Source organism: Paenibacillus sp. (assembly GCF_031177825.1).
Taxonomy (GTDB): domain Bacteria; phylum Bacillota; class Bacilli; order Paenibacillales; family YIM-B00363; genus Paenibacillus_AE.
Genome location: NZ_JAPSKE010000004.1, coordinates 347,311 through 371,520, shown reverse-complemented (window position 1 = coordinate 371,520; position 24,210 = coordinate 347,311). Strand labels below are relative to the sequence as shown.

The 24,210-nt window shown below is 61.5% G+C and carries 23 protein-coding genes and 1 tRNA gene; 18 read left to right on the top strand and 6 right to left on the bottom strand.

Annotated elements, in window-relative coordinates; genetic code table 11:
- The first annotated feature begins 33 nt into the window (after nucleotides 1-33).
- The 10 genes from RIN49_RS07435 to RIN49_RS07390 all read left to right on the top strand — a co-directional run bounded on the left by RIN49_RS07435 (nucleotide 34) and on the right by RIN49_RS07390 (nucleotide 11,643).
- Nucleotides 34-1,770 carry a 2-oxoacid:acceptor oxidoreductase subunit alpha gene (locus tag RIN49_RS07435; RefSeq protein WP_309119525.1) on the top strand — a complete coding sequence of 579 codons (1,737 nt, stop codon included), beginning with the start codon at nucleotides 34-36 and terminating at the stop codon, nucleotides 1,768-1,770.
- Between the two features lie 3 nt (nucleotides 1,771-1,773).
- Nucleotides 1,774-2,640 (top strand): 2-oxoacid:ferredoxin oxidoreductase subunit beta, encoded by an 867-nt coding sequence (locus RIN49_RS07430; protein ID WP_309119524.1) that lies wholly within the window; start codon nucleotides 1,774-1,776, stop codon nucleotides 2,638-2,640.
- 133 nt (nucleotides 2,641-2,773) lie between these two features.
- On the top strand, nucleotides 2,774-3,346 hold the full coding sequence (locus RIN49_RS07425) for a phosphate propanoyltransferase (protein ID WP_309119523.1): 573 nt from the start codon (nucleotides 2,774-2,776) through the stop codon (nucleotides 3,344-3,346).
- Nucleotides 3,347-3,462: 116 nt separating this feature from the next.
- The gene (gene miaB / locus RIN49_RS07420; protein ID WP_309119522.1) at nucleotides 3,463-5,025 is read left to right on the top strand and encodes a tRNA (N6-isopentenyl adenosine(37)-C2)-methylthiotransferase MiaB; all 1,563 of its coding nucleotides are present in this window, start codon (nucleotides 3,463-3,465) and stop codon (nucleotides 5,023-5,025) included.
- A 99-nt stretch (nucleotides 5,026-5,124) separates the two neighbouring features.
- Nucleotides 5,125-5,553, top strand: a complete 429-nt coding sequence (locus RIN49_RS07415; RefSeq protein ID WP_309119538.1) for a YlbF/YmcA family competence regulator — start codon at nucleotides 5,125-5,127, stop codon at nucleotides 5,551-5,553.
- Between the two features lie 141 nt (nucleotides 5,554-5,694).
- Nucleotides 5,695-7,047 carry a spore germination protein gene (locus RIN49_RS07410; protein WP_309119521.1) on the top strand — a complete coding sequence of 451 codons (1,353 nt, stop codon included), beginning with the start codon at nucleotides 5,695-5,697 and terminating at the stop codon, nucleotides 7,045-7,047.
- A gap of 9 nt (nucleotides 7,048-7,056) precedes the next feature.
- Nucleotides 7,057-8,184, top strand: a complete 1,128-nt coding sequence (locus RIN49_RS07405; protein WP_309119520.1) for a GerAB/ArcD/ProY family transporter — start codon at nucleotides 7,057-7,059, stop codon at nucleotides 8,182-8,184.
- A complete protein-coding gene (locus RIN49_RS07400; RefSeq protein ID WP_309119519.1) occupies nucleotides 8,171-9,277 on the top strand; it encodes a Ger(x)C family spore germination protein in 1,107 nt (368 codons plus the stop codon). The genes RIN49_RS07405 and RIN49_RS07400 overlap by 14 nt, the downstream gene beginning before the upstream one ends.
- Before the next feature lie 239 nt (nucleotides 9,278-9,516).
- Nucleotides 9,517-10,548, top strand: coding sequence for a ribosome small subunit-dependent GTPase A (gene rsgA, locus RIN49_RS07395; RefSeq protein WP_309119518.1), 1,032 nt, complete (start codon nucleotides 9,517-9,519; stop codon nucleotides 10,546-10,548).
- 21 nt (nucleotides 10,549-10,569) lie between these two features.
- Nucleotides 10,570-11,643 carry an undecaprenyldiphospho-muramoylpentapeptide beta-N-acetylglucosaminyltransferase gene (locus RIN49_RS07390; RefSeq protein WP_309119517.1) on the top strand — a complete coding sequence of 358 codons (1,074 nt, stop codon included), beginning with the start codon at nucleotides 10,570-10,572 and terminating at the stop codon, nucleotides 11,641-11,643.
- Between the two features lie 114 nt (nucleotides 11,644-11,757).
- On the opposite strand, the gene RIN49_RS07385 is transcribed toward RIN49_RS07390, so the two are convergent.
- A complete protein-coding gene (locus RIN49_RS07385; RefSeq protein ID WP_309119516.1) occupies nucleotides 11,758-11,994 on the bottom strand; it encodes a hypothetical protein in 237 nt (78 codons plus the stop codon).
- Between the two features lie 9 nt (nucleotides 11,995-12,003).
- Nucleotides 12,004-12,390, bottom strand: coding sequence for a DUF1540 domain-containing protein (locus RIN49_RS07380; protein ID WP_309119515.1), 387 nt, complete (start codon nucleotides 12,388-12,390; stop codon nucleotides 12,004-12,006).
- A 126-nt stretch (nucleotides 12,391-12,516) separates the two neighbouring features.
- On the opposite strand from RIN49_RS07380, the gene RIN49_RS07375 reads away from it, so the two are divergent.
- The gene (locus tag RIN49_RS07375) at nucleotides 12,517-13,314 is read left to right on the top strand and encodes an MBL fold metallo-hydrolase (protein ID WP_309119514.1); all 798 of its coding nucleotides are present in this window, start codon (nucleotides 12,517-12,519) and stop codon (nucleotides 13,312-13,314) included.
- Here the strand turns inward: RIN49_RS07375 and gluQRS are convergent.
- The 3 genes from gluQRS to RIN49_RS07360 all read right to left on the bottom strand — a co-directional run bounded on the left by gluQRS (nucleotide 13,301) and on the right by RIN49_RS07360 (nucleotide 15,311).
- Nucleotides 13,301-14,278, bottom strand: a complete 978-nt coding sequence (gluQRS, locus tag RIN49_RS07370) for a tRNA glutamyl-Q(34) synthetase GluQRS (protein WP_309119513.1) — start codon at nucleotides 14,276-14,278, stop codon at nucleotides 13,301-13,303. The two genes, RIN49_RS07375 and gluQRS, sit on opposite strands and share 14 nt — an antisense overlap.
- A gap of 67 nt (nucleotides 14,279-14,345) precedes the next feature.
- Nucleotides 14,346-14,422, bottom strand: a tRNA-Asp gene (locus RIN49_RS07365).
- Between the two features lie 43 nt (nucleotides 14,423-14,465).
- The gene (locus tag RIN49_RS07360) at nucleotides 14,466-15,311 is read right to left on the bottom strand and encodes a tyrosine-type recombinase/integrase (RefSeq protein WP_309119512.1); all 846 of its coding nucleotides are present in this window, start codon (nucleotides 15,309-15,311) and stop codon (nucleotides 14,466-14,468) included.
- Between the two features lie 141 nt (nucleotides 15,312-15,452).
- Between RIN49_RS07360 and hrpB the strand changes: the two genes are divergently transcribed.
- The 7 genes from hrpB to RIN49_RS07325 all read left to right on the top strand — a co-directional run bounded on the left by hrpB (nucleotide 15,453) and on the right by RIN49_RS07325 (nucleotide 23,004).
- Nucleotides 15,453-17,930: an ATP-dependent helicase HrpB gene (hrpB, locus tag RIN49_RS07355; protein ID WP_309119511.1), complete on the top strand. Its 2,478-nt coding sequence runs from the start codon at nucleotides 15,453-15,455 to the stop codon at nucleotides 17,928-17,930.
- A gap of 19 nt (nucleotides 17,931-17,949) precedes the next feature.
- Entirely contained in the window at nucleotides 17,950-18,342 is a 393-nt protein-coding gene (locus RIN49_RS07350) for a globin domain-containing protein (RefSeq protein WP_309119510.1), read from the top strand.
- 122 nt (nucleotides 18,343-18,464) lie between these two features.
- Nucleotides 18,465-19,157 (top strand): response regulator transcription factor, encoded by a 693-nt coding sequence (locus tag RIN49_RS07345; RefSeq protein ID WP_309119509.1) that lies wholly within the window; start codon nucleotides 18,465-18,467, stop codon nucleotides 19,155-19,157.
- Nucleotides 19,147-20,259: a sensor histidine kinase gene (locus tag RIN49_RS07340; RefSeq protein ID WP_309119508.1), complete on the top strand. Its 1,113-nt coding sequence runs from the start codon at nucleotides 19,147-19,149 to the stop codon at nucleotides 20,257-20,259. Before RIN49_RS07345 ends, RIN49_RS07340 begins: the two co-directional genes overlap by 11 nt.
- Nucleotides 20,260-20,396: 137 nt before the next feature.
- On the top strand, nucleotides 20,397-20,654 hold the full coding sequence (locus RIN49_RS07335; protein WP_309119507.1) for a hypothetical protein: 258 nt from the start codon (nucleotides 20,397-20,399) through the stop codon (nucleotides 20,652-20,654).
- On the top strand, nucleotides 20,635-21,690 hold the full coding sequence (locus RIN49_RS07330) for a hypothetical protein (RefSeq protein WP_309119506.1): 1,056 nt from the start codon (nucleotides 20,635-20,637) through the stop codon (nucleotides 21,688-21,690). Before RIN49_RS07335 ends, RIN49_RS07330 begins: the two co-directional genes overlap by 20 nt.
- A gap of 81 nt (nucleotides 21,691-21,771) precedes the next feature.
- Nucleotides 21,772-23,004 (top strand): aminopeptidase, encoded by a 1,233-nt coding sequence (locus tag RIN49_RS07325; protein WP_309119505.1) that lies wholly within the window; start codon nucleotides 21,772-21,774, stop codon nucleotides 23,002-23,004.
- A gap of 67 nt (nucleotides 23,005-23,071) precedes the next feature.
- Here RIN49_RS07325 and mgrA read toward each other — a convergent pair whose 3' ends face one another.
- Nucleotides 23,072-24,073 (bottom strand): L-glyceraldehyde 3-phosphate reductase, encoded by a 1,002-nt coding sequence (mgrA, locus tag RIN49_RS07320; RefSeq protein ID WP_309119504.1) that lies wholly within the window; start codon nucleotides 24,071-24,073, stop codon nucleotides 23,072-23,074.
- Between the last annotated feature and the right edge of the window lie 137 nt (nucleotides 24,074-24,210).

Here is a 24,210-nt window from a genome sequence, read left to right as displayed (position 1 = left end):
ACTATTTTTCGGCCTCCAAAGGAGTGGACTTTCTTGATTAGCCAATTGTCATGGAAAATCGGCGGACAACAAGGGGAAGGCGTTGAAAGTACCGACCGTATTTTCTCGACTGCGCTCAACCGGCTCGGGTATTACTTGTACGGATATCGTCACTTCTCTTCCCGAATCAAGGGCGGACATACCAACAACAAGATTCGGATTTCCACGAAAGCGATTCGCGCGATTTCGGACGATCTCGACATCCTCGTCGCGTTCGACCAAGAGACGATCGATTTGAACTCTCATGAATTGCGCAAGGGCGGCGTCATCGTGGCCGACGCGAAATTCAATCCGACGGTGCCGGAAGGCATCGATGCAAGACTGTTCCCGGTCCCGATCACCTCGATCGCGGAAGAGCTTGGCACATCCCTGTTCAAGAACATGGTCGCTTCCGGCGCATCCTGGGCGCTGCTCGGATTGCCGCTCGAGGTGTTCAATAAAGCGGTAGAAGAAGAGTTCGGACGTAAAGGTCCGGCGATCGTCGAGAAGAACGTCGAAGCGGTGCGCCGCGGCGCGGAATTCGTTCTCGAGCTGGCGGGCGGTTCGCTCGCGGACTTCCAGCTGGAGCCTTCCGACGGCAAGGCGAAGCTGTTCATGATCGGCAACGACGCGATCGCCCTCGGCGCCGTCGTCGGCGGCTGCCGCTTCATGCCGGCTTACCCGATTACGCCGGCTTCCGAAATCATGGAATACCTCGTCAAGACGCTGCCGAAGTTCGGCGGCACCGTCATTCAGACGGAAGACGAGATCGCGGCCGTCACGATGGCCATCGGCGCCAACTACGGCGGCGTGCGTACGTTGACCGCTTCGGCGGGCCCGGGTCTGTCGCTCATGATGGAAGCGATCGGCCTCGCCGGCATGACCGAGACGCCGGTCGTCATCGTCGATACGCAGCGCGGCGGACCGTCCACCGGTCTTCCGACGAAGCAGGAGCAGTCCGACATCAACGCGATGATCTACGGCACGCACGGGGAAATTCCGAAGATCGTCATCGCGCCGAGCACGGTCGAAGAATGCTTCTACGATGCGATCGAAGCGTTCAACCTGGCGGAGAAGTTCCAATGCCCGGTCATCATCGTGACCGACCTGCAGCTGTCTCTCGGCAAGCAAACCGCGGAAAACCTCGAGCTCGATAAGATTAAGATCGACCGCGGCGCGCTGCAAACCGGCGAGCTGCCGCAGCTCGAAGAAAACAAGCTGTTCAAGCGATACGAGTTTACGGAAGACGGCGTATCGCCTCGCGTCCTGCCGGGCATGAAGAACGGCATCCACCACGTGACGGGCGTCGAGCACGACCAAGAAGGCCGTCCTTCCGAAAGCCCGATCAACCGCAAGAAGATGATGGATAAGCGATTGAAGAAGCTCGAAAGCGTACGGATCACGAACCCGATCCATATCGATGCGCCGCACGAAGAGCCGGACGTTCTGATCGTCGGCATGAGCTCCATCGGCGGCACGATCGACGAAGCGCGCGAGCGTCTGACGAAGGACGGCATCAAGTCGAACCACATGACGGTTCGCCAGCTGTTCCCGTTCCCGACCGAGCTCGTGGCGCCGTACGTCGAGAAAGCGAAGACGGTCGTCATCGTCGAAAACAACGCGACAGGCCAGCTGGCGGATCAGCTGAAGCTGCGCGTCGGTCATGCGAACAAAGTGAAGAACTTCCTGAAATACGACGGGACGCCGTTCCTGCCTTCCGAAATTCACACCGGCTGCAAGGAGTTGTTATAAGCGATGGCAACATTTAAAGACTTCCGTAACAACATCAAACCGAACTGGTGCCCGGGCTGCGGAGATTTCTCGGTGCAAGCCGCGATCCAACGCGCCGCCGCGAACGTCGGCCTCGAGCCGGATAACCTTGCGGTCGTCTCCGGCATCGGCTGTTCCGGACGCATCTCCGGTTACATTAACGCTTATGGCTTCCACGGCATCCACGGCCGCGCGCTGCCGATCGCCCAAGGCCTCAAGATGGCGAACCGCGAGCTGACGGTCATCGCATCCGGAGGCGACGGCGACGGCTTCGCGATCGGACTCGGACATACGGTGCACGCGATCCGACGCAACATGAACGTAACGTACATCGTTATGGATAACCAAATCTACGGGTTGACGAAGGGCCAGACGTCGCCGCGAAGCGCGGAAGGCTTCAAGACGAAGTCGACGCCGGAAGGTTCGATCGAAGGCACGCTCAGCCCGCTCGAGATCGCGTTGTCCGCAGGCGCGACGTTCGTGGCGCAGTCGTTCTCCAGCAACATCAAGCAGCTGACGGCGCTCATCGAAGAAGCGATCAAGCACGAAGGCTTCTCGATCGTCAACGTATTCAGCCCTTGCGTCACGTTCAACAAAATCAACACGTACGACTGGTTCAAGGAGCATATCGTCGATCTCGACGAGCAGTCCGACTACGATCCGTCCAACCGGATCGCGGCCATGACGAAAATCATGGAGACGAACAGCATGCTGTGCGGGCTGATCTATCAAGACAAGAGCAAGAAGCCTTACGAGGCATTGGTCAAGGGCTTCCATCCGGAAGGCCTGGCGAAGCAAGATCTGACGATTACGGAAGAGCAGTTCGCGAAGCTCGTCGCGGAATTCCGTTAAATAGATCGCAACGAACGAGAGCATTCGGGGACTTCCCGTATGCTCTTTTCGTTTGCATGGAATACTGAACAAGGCTATGATTGGGTGGAAAAGGGAATCGATCACACCGCAAGGACCGAGGAGGACGACAAGCATGTACGAAATTCCGATCGGGGTGTCCGCCCGTCACATTCACTTGGCGCCGGAGCATATCGACATCTTATTCGGTCAAGGATACGAGCTGAAGACGTTGAAGCCGTTGTCGCAACCGGGACAATTCGCGGCGGAGGAGACGGTGGCCGTCGTCGGGCCGAAAGGCCGTTTCGACAAAGTTCGGATTCTCGGACCGGCGAGAGGGAACACGCAGCTGGAAATTTCCCGCACCGACGCGTTCGCGCTCGGCGTCGACGCGCCGGTCCGGTTGTCCGGAAATATCGACGGGACGCCCGGGATCCGAATCGTCGGACCGAAGGGCGAAGCGACGGTCGAACGCGGGGTCATCGTCGCTTCCCGTCACATTCATTTGCATACGGACGATGCGGCGCGGATGAACGTGAAGGATAAACAGATCGTCAGCGTGAAGACGCAAGGCGAGCGGGCGGTCACGTTCGCGAACGTCGTCTGCCGCGTCTCCGATCAATTCGCCCTCGACATGCATATCGACACGGACGAAGCGAACGCCGCGGGCATCAAGAACGGAGACAAGGGAACGATCGTCTTGGAATAATGGGAAGCGGCTCCGGCGACGGGGCTGTTTCTTTTTCGATGAATGGATTCTTTATTCGCCCTTATGTTATAATTTCCGAATGGGACATTCAGCATAAGAGGAAGTGAACGATAGCGATGAGCGCGAAGGAACCGAAGGACTATTCCAAATATTTCGATTTTTCGAGCGCGAAGGTCGTAAGCGTGGAGGACGGCAAGACGACGTACCGGCTGAACGGGCGCAACATTCAAATAAATTCGCAACCGGATTATAAAGCGGGGAAGAAGCGCGGGAAGGAAGAGGTCGAAGTGCATTACGGCTTCGACATCCCCGAAGAGATGCGGACGTTCGGCGCGGGAAAGCGCTACCTCGTAACGACGTACGGCTGCCAGATGAACGAGCACGACTCCGAGACGATGAAGGGGATGCTCGAGGCGATGGGCTACGTCTCGACGGACGATAAGCGCGAAGCCGACGTCATCCTCTTGAATACGTGCGCGATCCGCGAGAACGCGGAGGACAAGGTTTTCGGCGAGCTCGGCCATCTGAAGCATCTGAAGCTGGAGCGTCCGAACGTCATTCTCGGCGTATGCGGTTGCATGTCGCAAGAGGAAGGCGTCGTGCAGCGCATCTTGACGAAGCATCAACACGTCGACCTCATCTTCGGCACGCATAACATCCACCGCCTGCCGAGGCTGCTGCAGGACGCGTATTACGATAAAGAAATGGTCGTCGAGGTTTGGTCCAAGGAAGGCGACATCGTCGAGAACTTGCCGAAGAAGCGCGAAGGCATGAAGGCTTGGGTCAACATCATGTACGGCTGCGACAAGTTCTGCACGTACTGCATCGTGCCGTATACGCGAGGCAAGGAGCGCAGCCGCCGGCCGGAGGACGTCATCGCCGAGGTTCGCGAGCTGGCGCGGCAAGGGTACAAGGAAGTCACCCTGCTCGGGCAGAACGTCAACGCCTACGGCAAGGACTTCGAAGACATCGAATACCGATTCGGCGATTTGATGGACGACATTCGGAAGATCGACATTCCGCGCATCCGGTTCACGACGTCGCATCCGCGCGACTTCGACGATCATCTGATCGAGGTGCTGGCTGCGGGAGGCAATCTCGTGGAGCATATCCATCTGCCGGTGCAATCCGGCAATACGGACGTGCTGAAGAAGATGAGCCGGAAATATTCGCGGGAGCAGTACCTCGAGCTCGTCGCGAAGATCAAGCGGGCGATCCCGGACGTCGTGCTGACGACGGACATTATCGTCGGCTTCCCGGGCGAGACGGAGGAACAGTTCCTGGACACGCTGTCGCTCGTCAAGGAAGTGCGCTACGACTCGGCGTACACGTTCATCTACAGCCCGCGGGAAGGAACGCCGGCCGCCGAGATGGCGGACGACATTCCGGCCGAGGAGAAGTCCGCACGGCTCATTCGCCTGAACGACGCGCTGAACGAAATCAGCCGCGAAGCGAACGAGCGATTGCGCGGACAGACGGTGGAGGTGCTTGTCGAAGGCGTCAGCAAGAACAATGCCGACATGCTGTCGGGACGGACGCGATCCAATAAGCTTGTTCATTTCCAAGGTCCTCGCGAGTTGATCGGCACGTTCGCGAAGGTGACCGTCACCGAACCGATGACTTGGTTTATCAAAGGCGAACTGGCGGGAACCGATTCGCCTGCCGTCGCCAACTTATAGAAGGTTATAGAAGGAGCGAAACCCATGGCGCATCATCATCTGTATCGGCATGAAGGACATGCGGGGCACGCGTGCAGCGCGGAAGCCGACGGCAAGCCGATGAAGCATTATCATACGAAGGATCTGCTCGTCCGGGAGGACATTATGGCGAAGGCGAAGGAAGTCGCCGAGCTGCTGTCGTCGTCCGACGAAGCGGACGTCTTCCGCAAGGCGGAGAAGCGGGTCAACGAACATCCGGAGATCCAACGCTTGATCGCCGCGATTAAGAAGAAGCAGAAGGAAATCGTCGCGTTCGAGACGACGTTCAAGAACGCGGATATGGTGAAGAAGATCGAAGCCGAGATCGAAGAGCTGCAGAACCAGCTCGACGACTATCCGATCGTGACGCAATTCCGCCAGTCGCAATCCGACTTAAACTATACGCTGCAGCTTGTGTTCAACCTCATTCGCGATACGCTGTCCGAGAAGATCGCGGTCGAAGACGCGGCGACGACGGCGGCTTCCGCCGGGGGCGCTTGCGGCGACTAATGTTTCATTCGAATATGCTCCTCCTGTAAGACGATTCCGAACGCGTTCGGGGTCGTCTTTTTTTCGTCTGCATGAACGCTCCTTAACATCTCCATACTAATCCAGATTTAGAAAATCGGGGAGCGGATTTCTATCGAAGCCATGGAGGAACTAAAGCAAAAAATTATCGCGCAACTGAAGGGCGCCTCGGACCTAATACAGAAGACAATGCATCGGGAGCAAACGAGCGTAGACCTGATGTACGTGCGCACCGTCGCCGACGAAGCCAAAGTGTTCGATTTGTTGGTTACGCCGTTTTACAACAAAGCGATGTTCGCGAACTATGACGACTACGTCGTTAGCTTGCCGAACCGGGTCGCTCCGAAATCGGAGAAGGAGATCCTGTCGTTGCTCGCGGACGGTTACGCGATTTTATTGTCGGGAACGGATGTATACGTATATGACGTTCGTAAATTTCCGCTCGGAACCATTCGGGAAGCGACCGTCGAAACGGTCATCCAAGGACCGCTCAACGCGTTCAGCGAAGATCTGGGGACGAATATTACGCTGCTTCGCCAGCGTTATAACCAACCCTCGCTTCGGGTGGAGAAGGCGAAGGTAGGAACCGTTACGCAGACGGGGTTGACGATTTTGTACGATAGCGCCACGGCCGACCCGAATCTGATCGCCGAGCTGAAGCGTCGGATCGACAGCGTTACCATGGCGGTCGTCCAATCGACGGGACAACTGGTTCAACTGCTCGGGGAGCCGAAGCGAAGCCTATTTCCACGCATCATGATCACGGAAAGGCCCGACCGGGCGACGCTCAATCTTTCGCAGGGGAAGGTCGTCCTCTTAATGGAAGGGACGGCGTTCGCGCTCATCGCGCCATCGACGTTTTACGACTTTCTGGCGTCTATGGAAGACCTTTACCAACAATATTTCATCAGCCGCTTCTTAATTATTCTGAGGTATGCTTCCTTGCTCATCAGCTTAACGCTTCCGGCGGCGTACGTCGCGGTCTCCGCTTATAATCCCGAGATCCTGCGGGCGCAGCTGGCGCTCTCGATCGCCGGAAGCCGGGTACCCGTTCCGTATCCGGCGTTCCTGGAGGTGCTCCTGATGCTGCTGGCCATGGAGCTGCTGGTCGAGGCTTCGATCCGTCTGCCGAAGGCGATCGGCTCGACGGCGACGACGGTCGGCGGTTTGATTCTCGGTACGGCCGCTACCGAAGCGAGCCTAGTGAGCAGCATCATGATTATCATCGTCGCGACCGTAGCCATCTCGAATTTCGTCGTGCCGATCAACTCGATGAGCTTCGCGCTGCGGGTCGCCAAATACGGTATCCTGCTCTTCGCCACGCTGTTCGGATTGATCGGCATCGTGCTCGGGATCATTGCCTTGATCGGGTACTTGGTATCGCTGGAAAGCTTCGGGAAGCCTTACATGAAGCTGTTCGAAAACGACGACCGTCACGTGAAGCCGACGCAGAGACAACCCGAATCGGGCGTGTAGGAGGAAACTATGAACCGGTATTTGGTTTATTTCTTGGTCTTGAATATGTTGACGAACATCGTATCGCAGGTGTCGATCCTTCTGCAGGAAGATCGATATAGCGGGACGGTTCCTTCGATCTTGATCGGAATTCCGCTAGGCGGCTTGATGCTGTTCGTCTTCGTGCGACTGTTCAGCCGATTCCCGAAGCAAGGCTTGCCGGAAATTATGGCCGGCGCGCTTCCTCGATGGATCGGTGCGCCCTTCCTCCTCCTGCAAACCGCGTTGTGGTTCGTCGGCGGGTTCGTCATCCTGCTGTACATCTCAGAGGTGACCAAACGGTTCATTAATCCGGATTTCGCTCCAGTGGAGGCGTTGGCGTTATTTCTGACGGTCGTGGTGCTGCTGGCGAACATGCCTTCGACCAAGGTTTTGTATTTAATGGAGATTATCCTCGTTCTTGCCGCCCCCTTCGTCGTGTTCGTGATCGTGAAAGCCGTGTTCAGCGACAGCCTCATGTTCGACAGCATTCGGGAGGTTACGACGCATGTATATGAGATGCCATCCCCGTTGGCGTTCAACGGCACGATGTTTATTTTCTCGGGATTTATGGCATTATGCGTCTTTAACCGCGTCATCGCGCCGGACGTGAAGCGTTGGTGGGTGTATATGGCGATGACGGCCACCGGCGCGGCTATGCTGTTAATCACGTTCCTGCTGCCGATCGGTTTCCACGGCGCGGACGGCGTGCTCGGATGGACGTACCCGTGGTTCGCCACGGCGGATTCGCTCCGGCTGAAGTACGGGTTCATCGAGAGGTTGTTGTTTTTCTTCCTCCTGTTGAACGTAATGATCAGCGTCGTCGCGATCATCGTGTATTGGCATTCCGGACTGCAGCTCTTCAAATCCGTGCTGCCTCGCCGCATCGGGGCGTCGTGGTCTCAGGTCGTCTTGCCTTACGGTTTGTTGGCGGCGGCGGCGTTCGCTTCGATTTATATCGACCTGAATTTCGGCCTTCGCTTCATCCGCGAGGTCGCAAGGTTGTGGCTTTGGATTCAAATGCCGAACACCTTGCTCGTGCTGGCGATCCTCGTCTGGGCCGCCTATGTCCAAAGCCGAGCGAGGCGGAAGAAGGGGGAGCGGAATGAGGCTTGCTAAGCTCGAGTTCTTCGCGAGATCGGCGCTTGTCCTCGCCCTGCTCATGTTCGCCGGCATCGGTTTTAACGGGTATAAGGATATCGATAAGCGATTCTTCGTCGTATCGATGGGCGTCGATGAAGGAAAGAACGGTTTTTTGTATGAAGTAACGTTAAAGCTGGCGCTGCCGCAGGCGGACCCGAAGGCCGCGAAGAACGAGTTTCTGCTGATCAAGCGGGAGTCGAACTCGATCGGGGAGGCCGTCGCCTTCATGAAGTCTCAGGTCGACAAGGAGTTCGACTTCGGTCATATGAAGATGATTTTCATCGGGGAGAGTCTCGCGAAGCGGAATTGGTTGAAGACGATGGATTGGTTTTTCCGCAGGCGGGATATTCAGAAGATCGCGTACGTCGCTGTCGCACGCCCCGACGCGGCGACCGCGCTGAACATTAAGCCGATGTTCGAGCAGTTGCCTTCGAGCTCGCTGTTCACCGCGTTCGGAGACGAGGGCAGCGAGACCCCGTATATCGTGACCGAATACTTATTCGACTTGCATCGTAGATTGCATGAGAGGGGGATCGATCCTGTCGTGCCGATCGTCGAGCCTTACAAGAAGCAATTCGACATCCAAAAGGCATACATCGTGACGCGTTCCGGCATCAAGACGGCCCTGAACCCGCAAGAGACGGGTTTATACAGCATGCTTCTGAATCGGGCGGAGCGGGCGACGTTAAGCGTCCAACGGGGAACGGACAGCTTCTCCGTGACAGCGGACGAAATCAAGCTGGATCACGAATTAAGGACGGGAGCGAAGCCGACCGTTACCGTGAAAGGAACGGTTCTCGGAACGGTGGAGGTCGCGAGCGAGACGGTAGAACCGAGCGAGCTGGGGAAATTCGAAAGCGCGCTCGAACAACGGATGAACGAGGACATTATCTCGTTACTTAAGAAGCTGCAGGAAGACGATGTAGACCCGTTCGGATTCGGGCTTCATTATCGCGCGACGCATTACAACAATGATACGGAATGGGAGGACTGGCGGAAGATCTACCCGAAGCTTACTTTCGAAAGCGAAATTCGAGTCGTTCTCGAGACCCCGGGCGTGGTCGAATAATCTTCCGTTGTGCGGCGGACGCCGTTGCCCTATAATGGGTAATGTTTGGAAGCTTCCGAAGGAGTGATGTAATATGGTGAACCTTGCAACTGTCCGCGCTGCGGTCAACGTCGTCTCGTCGTTCGTCGGTAAGGCAAAAGCACATCAATCGATTCGCGCAAGAGGATTCGCCGGTTCCCTATAATATGAAGCTTCCGTCGGCCGGTACGTCCTCCGAGCGATATTATTGGAGGATCCGAATGTCGGAATTGGAACGATACGGTTGGAATGAAGCGCGGGAGGCGGCGTTCGCCTCGTCCCGCGCCAAAGGTTGGACTCCGGGCCGAGTGTCCCTGGAGCATAAGCGAATGTACCGCATCTGGACGGAGAACGGAGAGCTGCTCGCCGAGCTGTCCGGCAAGCTTCGATTCGAAGCGTTGGGGCGGGACGACTTGCCCGCCGTAGGCGACTGGGTCGCCGTATCGGCGCGCGACGAGGAAGGGAAAGCGACGATCCACGGCGTGCTGCCGCGCACGAGCAAGTTTTCCCGTAAAGCGGCCGGCGGCGAGACGACGGAGCAGATCGTCGCCGCCAACGTCGATACGGTGTTCTTGGTCAGCTCGTTGAATATGGACTTCAATCCGAGGAGATTGGAGCGTTATTTGCTGCTGGCCTGGGAGAGCGGGGCGAACCCGGTCATCGTCTTGACGAAGGCGGACCTCTGTCCGGATCCTGCGCCCTATCTCGAGCAGGCGGAGGCGATCGCCCTGGGCGTGCCGGTATATGCGGCGTCGGCGGAGACGGGCGAGGGCATGGACGCGATCCGCGCCTACGCGACCCGCGGACGCACCGCGGCGCTGCTCGGCTCGAGCGGCGTCGGGAAGTCGACGCTCGCGAACGCGCTGCTCGGCGAAGCGCGCCTCGCCGTCGCGGGCATCCGCGAGCAGGACGCTCGCGGCCGGCATACGACGACGCATCGGGAGATGTTCGTCCTGCCGTCCGGCGGCCTGCTGATCGATACGCCGGGGATGCGGGAGATTCAGCTCTGGGACGTCGGTCAGGGGTTGTCCGAGACGTTCGAGGACGTCGTCGCCGTCGCGAGCGGCTGCCGGTTCGGCGATTGCCGGCATGAGCGAGAGCCGGGCTGCGCCGTACGCGAGGCGCTGCGGGCCGGGACGCTCTCCGAAGGGCGGTACCGGAACTATCGCAAGATGGAAGCCGAAGCAGCCTATGCGGCCCGCAAGGAGTCCGCGCGGCTGCAGGCGGCTATGAAGCGAAAACATCGAAGATAAACGGGGAGGCGGAAGAGGCGGATGAAGCGCGCCATCGTGTTTACCGGCGGCGGCACGGCCGGCCATGTGACCGTGAATTTAGCCTTGATGCCGAGGTTTTTGCGCGACGGCTGGGATGTGCATTATATCGGTTCGGAGCGCGGCATCGAACGGGAGCTCGTCGCCGGCGTTCCGCAAGTGACGTACCACGGCATCGCTACCGGCAAGCTGCGGCGGTATATGGATTGGAACAACGCGAAGGACCCGTTCCGCGTCGTGAAGGGCGTCTGGCAGGCGTATCGGCTGATGGCCGCGATCCGGCCCGGCGTCGTCTTCTCCAAGGGAGGGTTCGTGTCGGTGCCGGTCGTCGCGGGAGCTTGGCTGAATCGGATCCCGTCGATCATCCACGAATCCGACTTTACGCCGGGTCTGGCGAACAAGCTGTCGATTCCGATGGCGACGAAGGTATGCACGACGTTCCAGGACACGGCGAAGCATCTGCCGCCGAACAAGGCGGTGCACGTCGGAGCGGTCGTGCGAGAGGAGCTGTTCCGCGGCGAAGCGGTCCGCGGTCTCGCGATGTGCGACTTCGTGCGCACGAAGCCGGTGCTGCTCGTCATGGGCGGCAGCCTCGGCTCGCAGCGGATTAACCGAGCGATCCGCGAGGAGCTCGACGCGCTGACCGAGACGTTCCAGATCGTACATCTGTGCGGGAAGGGCAATGCCGATCCCTCGGCGTCGACAAGATCGTACCGTCAGTTCGAATACGTGACGGACGAACTGCCGGACCTGCTTGCGGCGGCGGACGTCGTCGTCTCTCGCGCCGGCTCGAATTCGATCTTCGAATTCCTGGCGTTGAAGAAGCCGATGCTGCTCATCCCGCTGCCGCTCGCCCAGAGCCGCGGCGATCAGATCGCGAACGCGGAAAGCTTCCGCGAGCGCGGCGTCGCCGAGGTGCTGCCGGAGGAGACGCTCACCGGCGAGACGTTCCTGCGCGCCGTTCGAGAACTGTACGAAAACCGCGCCCGTTACGTCGAAGCGATGGAGCGGGAGCCGAAGCGGGAGCCGCTGCAGCAGCTGTACGACTTGATCCTCGAAGCGGCGGGGACGGGATGAGGCTCCCGATCGCAAGTCGCATGCATGCGAACGCGTCGAAAATAAAAAACCTTCGTTCCATTGCGACCGCGTCTTAGGAGACGCAGCGCGGAACGAAGGTTTTTCGTTTTCCCGTCAATGGGTGTAATCCGTCTTCTCCACTTCGATCTTATTCCCGACCGACTTCGCCCAATCGAGGAACGCCTTGCCGTTCACCGTCGGTTGGCCGTCGCCGGAGTTGTTGAACGAGAACTTCCCCTCGCGTTCGAGCCGGCGGATCGTATCGAAGCCGAGCCCCGTCATGCCCGCCAAGACGTCCAGAGGGTAGTTCGTGCCTTCGTCGAGCTCCTTCACCTTCATCTCGTATTCCATCGGTTTCGGTTACGCTCCTTCCCGACGTTCGAACGTCTGACAGTTCGTGTCCTGGCATTCGTTGCTGTCGCGGCCCGTAATTTCGATCGCCTTCGCGACGCAGCGGGCGCCTTCCCCCCAATATTCGCAGGAGGAGACGGTGCAGGCGACGGACGGATGGACCGCGTACGCCGGATTGACCAGTCCCATGACGGTTCCGGCTAAGTTAATGTTGTCCGCCGAACCTAAATAATTGGCGAGGCTGCTCGCATGGACGAACGACTTGCACATCGTCTGTTCGACGACTTGGGACATCATCGTCTCCTCTTCATGCAGGATATCGATGTTTTTCGCGCCGCAGCGATCCCCGTACAAATAGTGGGTGCATGTGTTGACGACGCATTTGACCTCCGGCATTGCCATTCACTCGCTTTCCAAGTGGGTTATCGCTAGTATTCCCACCCGAGCGGAACATAGTCCGCCGCGCGGTGGGCAACCTAACCGGTAAAACCAGCTTGGCAGACGAAGGGAGCGTTCAGCGATATGAGAGCGGAACGATTAGCGAGGGATGTGTATTGGAAAAGGCTGCTGATCGTCAATATGGCGTTCATCGGCCGACCGGGGGCGAAGAACGGGGAGTGGGCGCTCGTGGATACGGGATTGCCGTACTCGGCGGAGGCGATCGAGAGAGATGCGAAGGAGTGGCTGGGCTATGAAGGCGCGCCGAGCTGCATCGTGCTGACGCACGCGCACTTCGACCATGTCGGCGCCGTCCGGGAGCTGGCGAAGAAGTGGGACGTGCCGGTATACGCGCACGAGAGGGAGCTGCCTCACATTACGGGCAAGGCGGCGTATCCGCGGCCGGATCCGACGGTGGGCGGAGGCGGCATGGCGCGGCTGTCGGTCATGTTCCCGACGAAGGCGATCGACCTCGGCGAACGGGCGAAGCCGCTTCCCGCGGACGGCTCCGTGCCGGGCTTGCCGGAGTGGCGATGGGTGGCGACGCCGGGTCATTCCGACGGCCATATCTCGTTGTTCCGGGATGCGGATCGGACGTTGATCGCGGGCGACGCGTTCGTCACGGTGGCGCAGGAATCGCTCGGAGGCGTGTTGATGCAGCGCAGCGCCATTCACGGACCGCCCGCGTACTTGACGACCGACTGGGAGGCGGCGCGCCGGTCCGTGGCCGAGCTGCGCGAGTTGCGGCCGCATGTCGCGCTGACGGGGCACGGCGTTCCCGTCGTGGGCGAATACGATTGTAGCCTGCTGCTCGATATTTTGACCGATCGGTTCGACGAGATCGCGGTCCCGCGGCAGAGCAAGTTCCTCAACCGGAAGTAGAGGTAACGTTATATTTCTTAAGCGCGTCCAAGGGGAAGCGGATCGGGTCCCGCGGCAGCTTGTCGAGGTCGAAGCCGGCGACGAGCTCCGCTGGGCGGATCGGCTCGGGCCGGTCGATGAGGCGCGCCGACCAAGCGACGAGTCCGACGAGCGTCTCCGCGGGGACGCCGGCTTCCCTCAGCGCGGCGGCGGCGAGCGACTTCTGACGCTTCGACAGCCGTTCGCCTCGTTCGTCGCAGAGGAGCGGCACGTGCGCGAAGGCCGGCGGCGTCAGACCGAGCGCCTCGTACAGCCACAGCTGTCGCGGGGTGGAGTCGAGCAGGTCGGCGCCGCGCAGCGCGTGCGTTACGTTCATCGCGGCGTCGTCGACGACGACGGCGAGCTGATAGCCGATAATGCCGTCGGCTCTGCGCACGACGAAGTCGCCGCCCGCGCCGGGCGGGAAATCGACGCGGCCGTAGACGGCGTCCTCGAAGGCGACGGGCGCGTCCGGCGGAACGGCGAAGCGGAGGGAGGGCGTCTTCGTCTCGGCCCTCCGAGACCGCTCTTCCGGCGGCAGGAAGCGGCAGGAGCCGCCGTACGCAGGTCCTTCGGAGGAGAGTCCGTGCGGAGCGCTCGCGACCGAGAACAGCTCGGCGCGGCTGCAGAAGCACGGGTAGAGCCTGCCGTGCGCCAGCAACGCGTCGAGCGCGGCTTCATAACGGTCCGCCCGCTCGCTCTGCGTATAAGGAGCGTACGGACCGCCGACGTCCGGACCCTCGTCCCAATCCAAACCGAACCAGCGCAAGTCTTTCAGAACCAGTTCGGCGAGGTCGGGCTTGCAGCGCGGCTTGTCGATGTCCTCCATGCGCAGCGCGAAAGCGCCCCCTGCGCTTCTCGCGTGGAGCCACGCCATCAGCGCGGCGTACAGGTTGCCGAGATGGAGGCGTCCGGACGGCGTCGGGGCGAAACGGCCTCGGTACATAGCTAACCCTCCTGGAATAGAAAACAATCCCGACACGAATGTGACGAGACTGTTGAATAGGTATGTATGGCGGAGCTGACGGGATTCGAACCCGCGGTCTCCTGCGTGACAGGCAGGCATGTTAGGCCTCTACACCACAGCTCCTAATGGACACAAGCGTTATCATACCACGACGCAGTTGGTTAAATCAACCTCTACTTTCTTGTCGATAATATTTCCACGTCGTCAGCAGCGTCTTATGGCCCGCCAGCGCCTTGAGCCGCTCGACGGGGACGCCCTGCTCCGCAAGCCTGCGGCAGAACGTATTCCGCAGCGATTGGCTCGAGAGCGGGATGCCGAGTTTGACGCTGTAGGTCTCGATCACGAACTGCACGGCGCGCGGCTGCATCTTGCCGGACCGCTCCGTGACGAACAGCGCGTCGCTCAGAGCGTGAACCTCCTTCGCCGAAGCGAGGCGAAGGCGAAGCCAAGCGTCGAGCTTCGCGAACGCGAACGGCGAGAGCGGCACGGTCCGAACGCGAACCCCGTCGTCGTACACGTCCAGCTCGCCGCCGCGGAGGGCGCCGATGGGCAGCTGCGGCAGTTCCTCCACCTTCACGCCCGCATACAGCATGGCGGCGATCAACGCTTCGTTGCGGACGCGTTGGAAGACGGTCGACTCCTTCGCGACGACGTCCAGCAGCGCCGCTTCCTCCTCGGGCGTCAACCATCGAGGCGGCTCGTCCTTCTTCGACGCCGGCAGCCGAAGCCGCCGTGCGAAGTTGTCGCCGGCGAGGCCGTTCGATTGCGCCCACTTGAAGAACGTGCTAAGCGTCGAGACGGACTTATTGACGGTCGCGGTCTTCATGCCGCGGCCGACGAGCGCGTCTCGGTATTCGGAGAACGCGGCCTGCGACAGCTCGGACAGACCGGCGTTCCGGATGGAACACCACCCGAGGAAGCCTTCGGCTTCGTGTACGTACGCTTTAATCGTATTTTCTTCTTTCCCCTGACTCTTAAGGTATCTTCGGTATGACTCTATGATCGAATCCATGCATGCGCGCCGGCCTCTCCGTTATAGTCTCTCTTATTATAAGAACGCAACCCTTCAGGCGCAATCGCGCGGCTAGGCTCTTCCCAATTCGGCGCGATTCGTGTATGGTAAGGGTCGAAGAATGGTTGCGGAGGTGTCGGCATGAGCGAGAGGCTGCCGATCGAAGAAGCGCTGCCCGCCTTGAAGAAGGCGCTGGCCGCCGGTCCGAACGCGGTCGTGACGGCGCCCCCGGGCGCGGGCAAGACGACGATGGTGCCGCTTGCGCTGCTCCGGGAGCCGTGGGCGGGAAGCGGGCGCATCGTCATGCTGGAGCCGCGGCGCATCGCGGCGCGAGGGGCGGCGCGGCGCATGGCGTCGCTGCTCGGCGAACGCGCCGGCGAGACGGTCGGCTATCGGACGAAGGGGGACACGAAGGTCGGTCCCCGCACGCGCATCGAAGTCGTCACGGAAGGCGTCCTGACGCGGATGCTGCAGCAGGATCCGGCGCTGGACGGCGTCGCGTGCGTCCTGTTCGACGAATTCCACGAACGAAGCGTGCACGCCGATCTCGGGCTTGCCTTGGCGCTGCAGACGCAAGGGCTGTTTCGGGACGACCTGCGGCTCGTCGTCATGTCGGCGACGATCGAGGCCGACGCGACGGCGCGGCTGCTCGGCGGCTGCGCCGTCGTACACAGCGAAGGGCGGATGTATCCGGTCGAGACGCGGTACGAAGAACGGCGAACGGAGCTTTCGGTCGAACGCCGCGCCGCGGCGACCGTGAAGGAAGCGCTCCTGCGTCATCCGGAGGGAGACGTGCTTGCGTTTCTGCCGGGCGGACGTGAAATTCGACGCACGGCCGGGGAGCTGGAGCGGCTCGGCCTGCCTCCGGGCGTTCGCGTCGCCCCGCTCTATGGGGCGCTGTCTCCCGAAGAGCAGGACGCGGCGATCGCGCCGGCTCGGCCGGGCGAACGCAAGGTCGTGCTCGCGACGAGCATCGCGGAGACGAGCTTGACCGTCGAGGGCGTGCGGATCGTCGTCGACTCGGGGCTCAGCCGGGTGCCGCGGTATTCGCCGCGGACGGGATTGACGGCGCTCGAGACGACGGCGGTCACGGTCGCCTCCGCCGATCAGCGGCGCGGCCGCGCCGGCCGGGTCGCCCCGGGCGTCTGCTACCGGCTGTGGACGGAGGAGGAGCACCGCCGGCTCGAGCCGTTCGGCGAACCGGAGATTCTCGCGACGGACGTGACGCCGCTCGCGCTCGAACTCGCCGTCTGGGGCGTCCGCGACCCGCTGGAGCTCTCCTGGCTCGACCCGCCGCCGGAAGGCGCCTATAAGCAGGCTATCGACCTGCTGCAGCGGCTCGGGGCGCTGGACGCGCGCGGCGTCGTCACGCCGGAGGGCCGCCGCATGGCGGAGCTCGGGATGCACCCGCGGCTCGCGCATATGACGCTGCGCGGCATGGAAGGCGGGCGCGGGGATCTCGCCTGCGAGCTGGCGACGCTGCTCGAAGAGCGCGACGCGCAGGCGCCCGGCGGCGCCGATATGCGCCTGCGCGTCGAGGCGCTGCGCCGGGGCGCGACGCCCGCGGCGGCGAAGCAGCGCGAGGTAGCGGCGCGTCGGATGCGGGACGCCGGCGTCGTTCGGGACAGCCGGCCGACGGCGGCCGCCGCGTCGGGCGAGCTGCTCGCGCTCGCGTTCCCGGACCGCGTCGCGATGCGGCGCGCGAACGGCAAATACGTGCTCGCCGGCGGGCGCGGCGCGGAATTCGCGGGGGACGAGCCGCTCTCCCGCGAGACGTTCCTCGCCATCGCCGAGCTCGACGGGGCGGGCGTCGACAGCCGGATCCGGTCGGCGGCGCCGGTAAGCGCGGAGGCGCTCCGGCGCGTCTGCGCGGACCGGATCCGCACGGAGGACGACGTCTATTGGGACGCCGCCTCGGCCTCGGTTCGCGCGCGGCGGCGAACGACGCTCGACGCGATCGTGCTCGAGGAGACGCCGGCGGCGGCGCCCGATCCGGAACGCGTGAAGGACGCGTTGCTGCGCGGCATCGCGGAGACCGGTCTGCATCTGCTGCCGTGGACGAAGGCGGCGGATCAATGCCGCAAGAGGCTCTTGTTCCTCCGCCGGCATGCGGGCGAGGAATGGCCGGACGTCTCCGACGAACGCTTGCTCGAGACGCTGCCGGACTGGCTCGGATCTTACGTCTTCGGCATGAAGTCGAAGGGCGATCTCGAACGCGTGCGTCTCGTCGAAGCGCTCGAAGCGCCGCTCTCCTGGGAGCAGCGTCGCCGAATGGACGATTGGGCGCCGACGCATCTGACGGTGCCCAGCGGCTCGAGGCTGGCGATCGATTATAGCGACCCGGACGCGCCCGCGTTGTCCGCTAAGCTGCAGGAGCTGTTCGGCTGGGCCGAAACGCCGCGAATCGGAGGGGGCCGGGTGCCGGTGACGATCCATCTGCTGTCGCCGGCGCAGCGGCCCGTGCAAATTACGAGAGACCTGGCCAATTTCTGGCGCGAAACGTACTTCGAAATTAAGAAAGACCTTAAGGGTCGATATCCGAAGCATTACTGGCCGGACGAGCCGACCGCGGCGATCGCGACGCGCGGGACGCGGCCGAAGATAACTCAGCGCGACTAGGAGGGACTTCCAAAAACCTATGGAGACGACGATTTTCGAACAACTCGGGGGCGAGGCGACGATCCGGAGGCTCGTCGACGCGTTCTACGACCGCGTCGTGCGAGACCCGAAGTTGTCGCCGCTGTTCGCCGGCAGCGACATCGACGAAGTGAAACGGAAGCAGAAGATGTTCCTGACGCAATTCCTCGGCGGCCCGCAGCTGTACTCCGAGGAGTTCGGGCATCCGATGATGCGGTATAGACATCTGCCGTTCCCGATTACGACGTCGCACGCCGAAGCGTGGCTCGGCTGCATGGCCGCCGCGATGGACGAGGTCGGCCTCGAAGGCGGCGCGCGCGAATTTTTCTTCGGGCGGCTGACGCAGGTCGCGCATCATATGGTGAATACCGAAGACGGCTCCCTCGATCGATGAGGCGGGCCGTTTTCCATATTTCTTAGGGAATCCTTAAGATTGCTTAAGGTTATGTAAGGGTCGAAGAAAACCGGAAGCGAATGTTGTATAGTGTTGGGAAGAGAAAGGAGATTTAGACGCCAGTGAACTATCGCATCTTAATCGTGGACGACGACCGGGAAATCGCCGGTCTGATCGAAATTTATTTGCGCAACGACGGCTACGACACCGTGCTGGCGTACGACGGGGAGGAGGCGCTTCGCGCGCTCGAAGGAGACGAACCCGTACACCTCGTCGTGCTTGACGTCATGATGCCGAAGATGGACGGTCTGACGGTATGCCGCCGCATTCGCGAGGAGAAGCATCTGCCCATCCTCATGGTCAGCGCGAAAGCCGAAGACATGGATAAGATTCTCGGTCTGATGACCGGGGCGGACGACTATATGGTGAAGCCGTTCAACCCGCTCGAGCTAAGCGCGCGCGTGAAGTCGCTGCTGCGTCGCGCGTACCGGATGCCGGCGGAGGCGCCGGCCGCGGACGACGCGATCCGAGTCGGGGCGCTGCGGATCGACAAGACTACGCATCGGGCCGAGGTCGACGGGAAGCCGCTCCATCTCACGTCGACCGAATTCGGCATCCTGCACCTGCTCGCGAGCAACCGCGGCCGGGTGTTCAGCGCGGAGGACATTTTCCAACAGGTGTGGAAGGAGAAATACTTCGATTCGAACAACACGGTCATGGTGCATATCAGTCATCTGCGCGACAAGCTTGAGCAGGAGACGGGAGATAAGATGATCGCGACCGTATGGGGGGTCGGCTACAAAATTGACGGATAACATCGTACGCAGGCTCGTCTTCAAGTTCGTGCTCCAAGTGTTCCTCAGCGTGTTCTGGACCGGCCTGGCCACGGTCGTCACGGGCGTCGTCGTCGCCGCCGCGGCGGATGCCCGAAATATCGTGGGCTATTTTCTGAGGTTTTTGTTCAGTCTGTTTCCGGCCGAGGGCTGGGGCGTCTTGGCGCTAATCTTCTACTTCCTAACGTTCCTTACGCTGTACCAGTATCGCCGCTTCCGCTATTACGGGGAGATGATTCGCGCCGTTCGGCACATCGCCGAAGGGCGATTCGACGTTGCCGTGCCCGTGAAGCAGAAGGACGACTTCGGCGTGCTGGCGACCGATATGAATTCGTTGATCGCACGGCTGCGCACGTCGATCGAGGAGGAGCGGCGCGCCGAACAGACGAAGAACGAGCTCATCACGAACGTCTCGCACGATCTTCGGACGCCGCTGACGTCTATCCTCGGTTACCTCGGTTTGATCGACGACGACAAATACCGGGACGAGCTCGAGCTGCGCCATTACGTGCAGATCGCGAACGCGAAGGCGAAGCGGCTGCATGTGCTGATCGACGATCTGTTCGAGTATACGCGGATGCGCCACGGCGGCATGCCGCTGCGGAAGACGCGGTTCAATCTGACGGAGCTGCTCGGGCAGCTGCTCTCCCAGCATCGTCTCGGCTTGCAGCAGGCGGGCATGACCGCCTCGCTGTCGGCGCCGCAGGAGGCGGTGGAGGTCGTCGGGGATCCGGATAAGCTCGTACGCGTCTTCGAAAATTTGCTGACCAACGCGATGCGGTACGGACGGGACGGGAAGCGGATCGACGTCGCGATCCGAACGGGGGGCGGCGCCGCCGAGGTCGACGTGGCCAATTACGGCGAGCCGATTTCGGCCGCGGACTTGCCGTATATTTTCGAGCGGTTTTACCGCGCGGACAAATCCCGGACGGAGGCGGACGGCGTGCCGGGCTCGGGGCTCGGCCTCGCGATCGCCAAGGGCATCGTCGACCAGCACGGCGGCGCGATCGTCGCGTACAGCGACGCGAGAAGCACCGTCTTTCAGGTGCGGTTGCCGCGGGGAGAGCATCGTCCGATTTCATAAGAGCGCCGCGGAACGAACGTTCCGCGGCGTTTTTTTAATCCGTTCTTAAGAAATTCTTATGGTTTCGTTACTACGTTCTTAATCTTGCGCCTGTACAATGAAGCTTAGAAAACGGAGATGAGCGAGGTGAACGCAGGATGGCGTTCGAAGAGAAAGTCTTGCTGCTGAGGCGGTACGAGCAACGCGTCTATTCGATTTGTCTTCATCTCGTCGGGGAGGAACCGCTCGCGAGCGAAGCGGCCGAAGCGGCGCTCGTCGCCTTGTTCGGCGACCCGGCGTTCGCCGCCGGATCGGAAGGGGAGCGTTCCCGCTCGGCGCGCGCCGCCGCCGTCCGCCACGCTCTGCTGCTACATTCCAAAGAGAGAGGGTTCGCTCATGCACGCGCACACGGTTGAGAAACACCCGACGGTCGCTTTCTTGTTATCCCTGATTCCCGGGGTAGGCCATCTGTACTTGGGGAAATACATCAGGACGCTGCTGTACGGCGGCGCCGCGGCCGCCCCGCTCGCGCTGCTAGTTTTGTTTACTCTGGCGGAAGGGTTCGCGATCGAGGCGTTTTCCCTTGCGGCGGTGGCGGTATTTTTCGTCTGGTGCGTCAATATGATCGATATGGCGATTACGCTGACGCTGCGGAAACCGTACGCGCCGAGCGGCCTTCCCGAGGCTCCGTCTCCGCGGCGGGATCGAACGATCGCGACGATGCTGTCGCTGCTTCCGGGCATCGGCCATATCTATTTAGGACGGAGTCGACGAGGATTGACGCTCTTGCTCGCCGCGGCCGCCTGCGGCATCGTTCCGCTCCTCGCGGCGCTCGCGCTGGGCGAAGAGACGATGCTGCTCGGCTGGTTCGCGGTGCCGGCGCTCGTCGCATTCGCCGCGATCGACGCCGCGGAAGCGGCGAAACGCTCCGAATACGACGCCTTGCGGCCCGAGGACGACTTCGACGCTTGGTTCGTTCCCGGGTCGGACGGCCGTCGTCCGGTCGTCGCCCTATTCCTCTCGCTCGTACCCGGAGTAGGGCATCTGTACCTCGGCTCGTTGTTCGCCGGGCTGCGACAGCTCGGCGCCTTGCTCCTGCTCTTATTCCTGAAGCGGGAATACGGCATCGACTTGGCGGTTTACGCGCTGCCGCTCCTGTGGTGTTGGGCGTTCTTCGACGTGCTCCGCCGCGTGTCGCCGGGCGGCTTCGGCGGCTTGGACGCCGACGAGCCGCCGGTATGGTCGTCCGCGGTGACGCGCTGGGCGGGCATCGGACTGATCGTGCTCGGGGGATACGTCGCCTTCGACCGCATCGTCGTCTCGGCGGCGCTCGAGTGGCTGCCGAACGCGGAGTGGTTGTTCAGGTATCGCCGCTGGGCGGAGCCGATGCTGATCGCCGGGCTGTTCCTCGGCGTCGGGCTCGAGCTGCTGCGCGGCCGGCATCGTTCATAACGGAAGGGGGAGAGCGGAGACGCTCTCCCTCTTGGCGTTGCCCCCCCTTCCTATGGTATAAAGAGGGGAGGAGGCGATGAGATGGCAACGTTCGAACAACATTTACATAACTACGTGAGCTTGGGGGTTCGGGTCGGCGTCAATCTGCAGCCGGGCCAGACGCTCGTCATTCAGGCGCCCACGACGGCGGCAGAGCTCGTCCGGTTGGCGGCGAAAGAGGCGTATTCGCTCGGCGCCCGTTACGTGCACGTCGAATGGAACGACGATCCGTTGACGCGCATTCGGTACGAGCTTGCGCCGGAGGAGTCGTTCGGCGACGGTCCGGCGCTGCGGGCGCACAATTACGACCAGCTGATCGCGCGCGACGCCGCGTTCTTGTCGCTCGTATCCGCCAATCCGGACCTGCTGACGGGGATCGACCCCGATCGGGTGGCGGCGGCGACGAAGGCGACCCGTTCGGCGATGACGAACTTCTACGACGGGGTGCGTTCCGACAAGTTCAGCTGGAGCATTCTTGCCGTGGCGACCGACGTATGGGCGGAGAAGATGTTCCCGAACGAACCGCAGGAACGCCGGCTCGAGACGCTCTGGAACGCCATCTTCCGCGCGACGCGGGCGGATCTGGCGGATCCGGTGGGCGCATGGAACGCGCACTTGCAGCAGCTAGCCGAGAAGAGCGATTATCTGAACGCCAAGCGGTACCGCGCGCTGCATTATACCGCGCCGGGCACCGATCTCGTCGTGGAGCTGGCGGACGATCATCTATGGGTCGCCGGGGACAGCGTGAACGAGAAGGGCACGACGTTCGTCGCCAACATGCCTACGGAAGAAGTGTTCACCGCGCCGAAGCGCGAAGGCGTGAACGGCACGGTGCGCAGCACGAAGCCGCTCAATTACGGCGGAACGCTGATCGACGACTTCGCCTTCACGTTCAAGGACGGGAAGATCGTCGACTTCTCGGCGGGCACCGGGGGCGAGACGCTGCAGCGTCTGCTCGATACCGACGAGGGGGCTCGCTATTTGGGCGAGGCCGCGCTCGTCCCGCATCGTTCCCCGATCTCGGATACGGGAATGATCTACTACAATACGCTGTTCGACGAGAACGCGTCGAACCATCTCGCCATCGGCAGCGCCTACGCCTTCAGCGTGAAAGGCGGCAAGACGATGACGAAGGAGCAGCTCGCGTCCAAGGGGCTGAACGACAGCTTGACGCACGTCGACTTCATGATCGGCTCCGCCGAAATGAACGTCGACGGGCTGACGGCGGACGGCGCGCGGGAGCCGATCTTCCGCGGCGGCAATTGGGCGATATAATCGATCGGTACGTATTGAAAAAGGCCGGCATCGGGTTCCCGATGCCGGCCTTGCTTGCGCTTCGCTCCTATTCTGCGCGAAGCACGTCTTCGATGCGCTGCAGCTCTTCGCTCGCGAAGTCGAGGTTGTCCAGCGCGGCGACGTTCTCCTCGATTTGGCTCGCCCGGCTGGCGCCGATGAGCGCAGACGTCACTCTTCCTTCGCGGAGCACCCAAGCGAGCGCCAACTGCGCCAGGGACTGTCCGCGAGCGGAGGCGATCTCGTTCAGCTTGCGCACCTTCGCGATTTTCTCCTCGGTGACGTCCTTCGCGTTCAGGAACGGCGACGTCGTCTTCGCCGCGCGAGAATCGCTCGGGATGTCTCCGGCGAAGTACTTGTTGGTCAGCAGTCCTTGCGCCAGCGGCGTGAAGGCGATGCTGCCGACGCCGTTCTGCTCGAGAACGTCTTGCAAGCCGTTCTCGATCCATCGGTTGAACATCGAATAAGACGGTTGATGAATCAACAGCGGCGTGCCCAGCTCGCGGAGGATGCGAACCGCTTCGCTCGTCTGCTCGGCCGAGTAATTGGAGAGGCCGACGTACAGCGCCTTGCCTTGCCGGACGACGTGGTCGAGCGCGGCCATCGTCTCCTCGAGCGGCGTCTCCGGGTCGGGGCGGTGAGAGTAGAAAATATCGACGTAATCGAGATGGAGCCGCTTCAAGCTCTGGTCGAGACTCGAGACGATGGATTTCCGCGAGCCCCACTCGCCGTACGGCCCCGGCCACATATAGTAGCCCGCTTTCGTCGAGACGATCAGCTCGTCCCGGTACGGCGCCAAGTCGGTCTGCAGCAGGCGGCCGAACATCTCTTCGGCGGAGCCCGGAGGCGGTCCGTAATTGTTCGCCAGGTCGAAGTGCGTAATGCCGAGGTCGAACGCCCTCTTCACCATGTCGCGGCCGTTCTCGAACGCGTCGACGCCCCCGAAGTTGTGCCAGAGGCCGAGAGAGATCGCCGGCAGCTTCAAGCCGGAAGCTCCGGTACGCCGGTACTTCATTCCTTCGTATCTCGAAGAATTGGCTACATATGGCATAAAAAAGATTCCTCCCGTTCGTAGTTTCGTGTAACATATACCATTATAGTGAAACCGCATTCGCGAAAGCAAAGGAGGAGTTGCATTCGATTTCGAATCGCGCTTCGGCTATAATGAACGCGATTGGATTTCGAAAC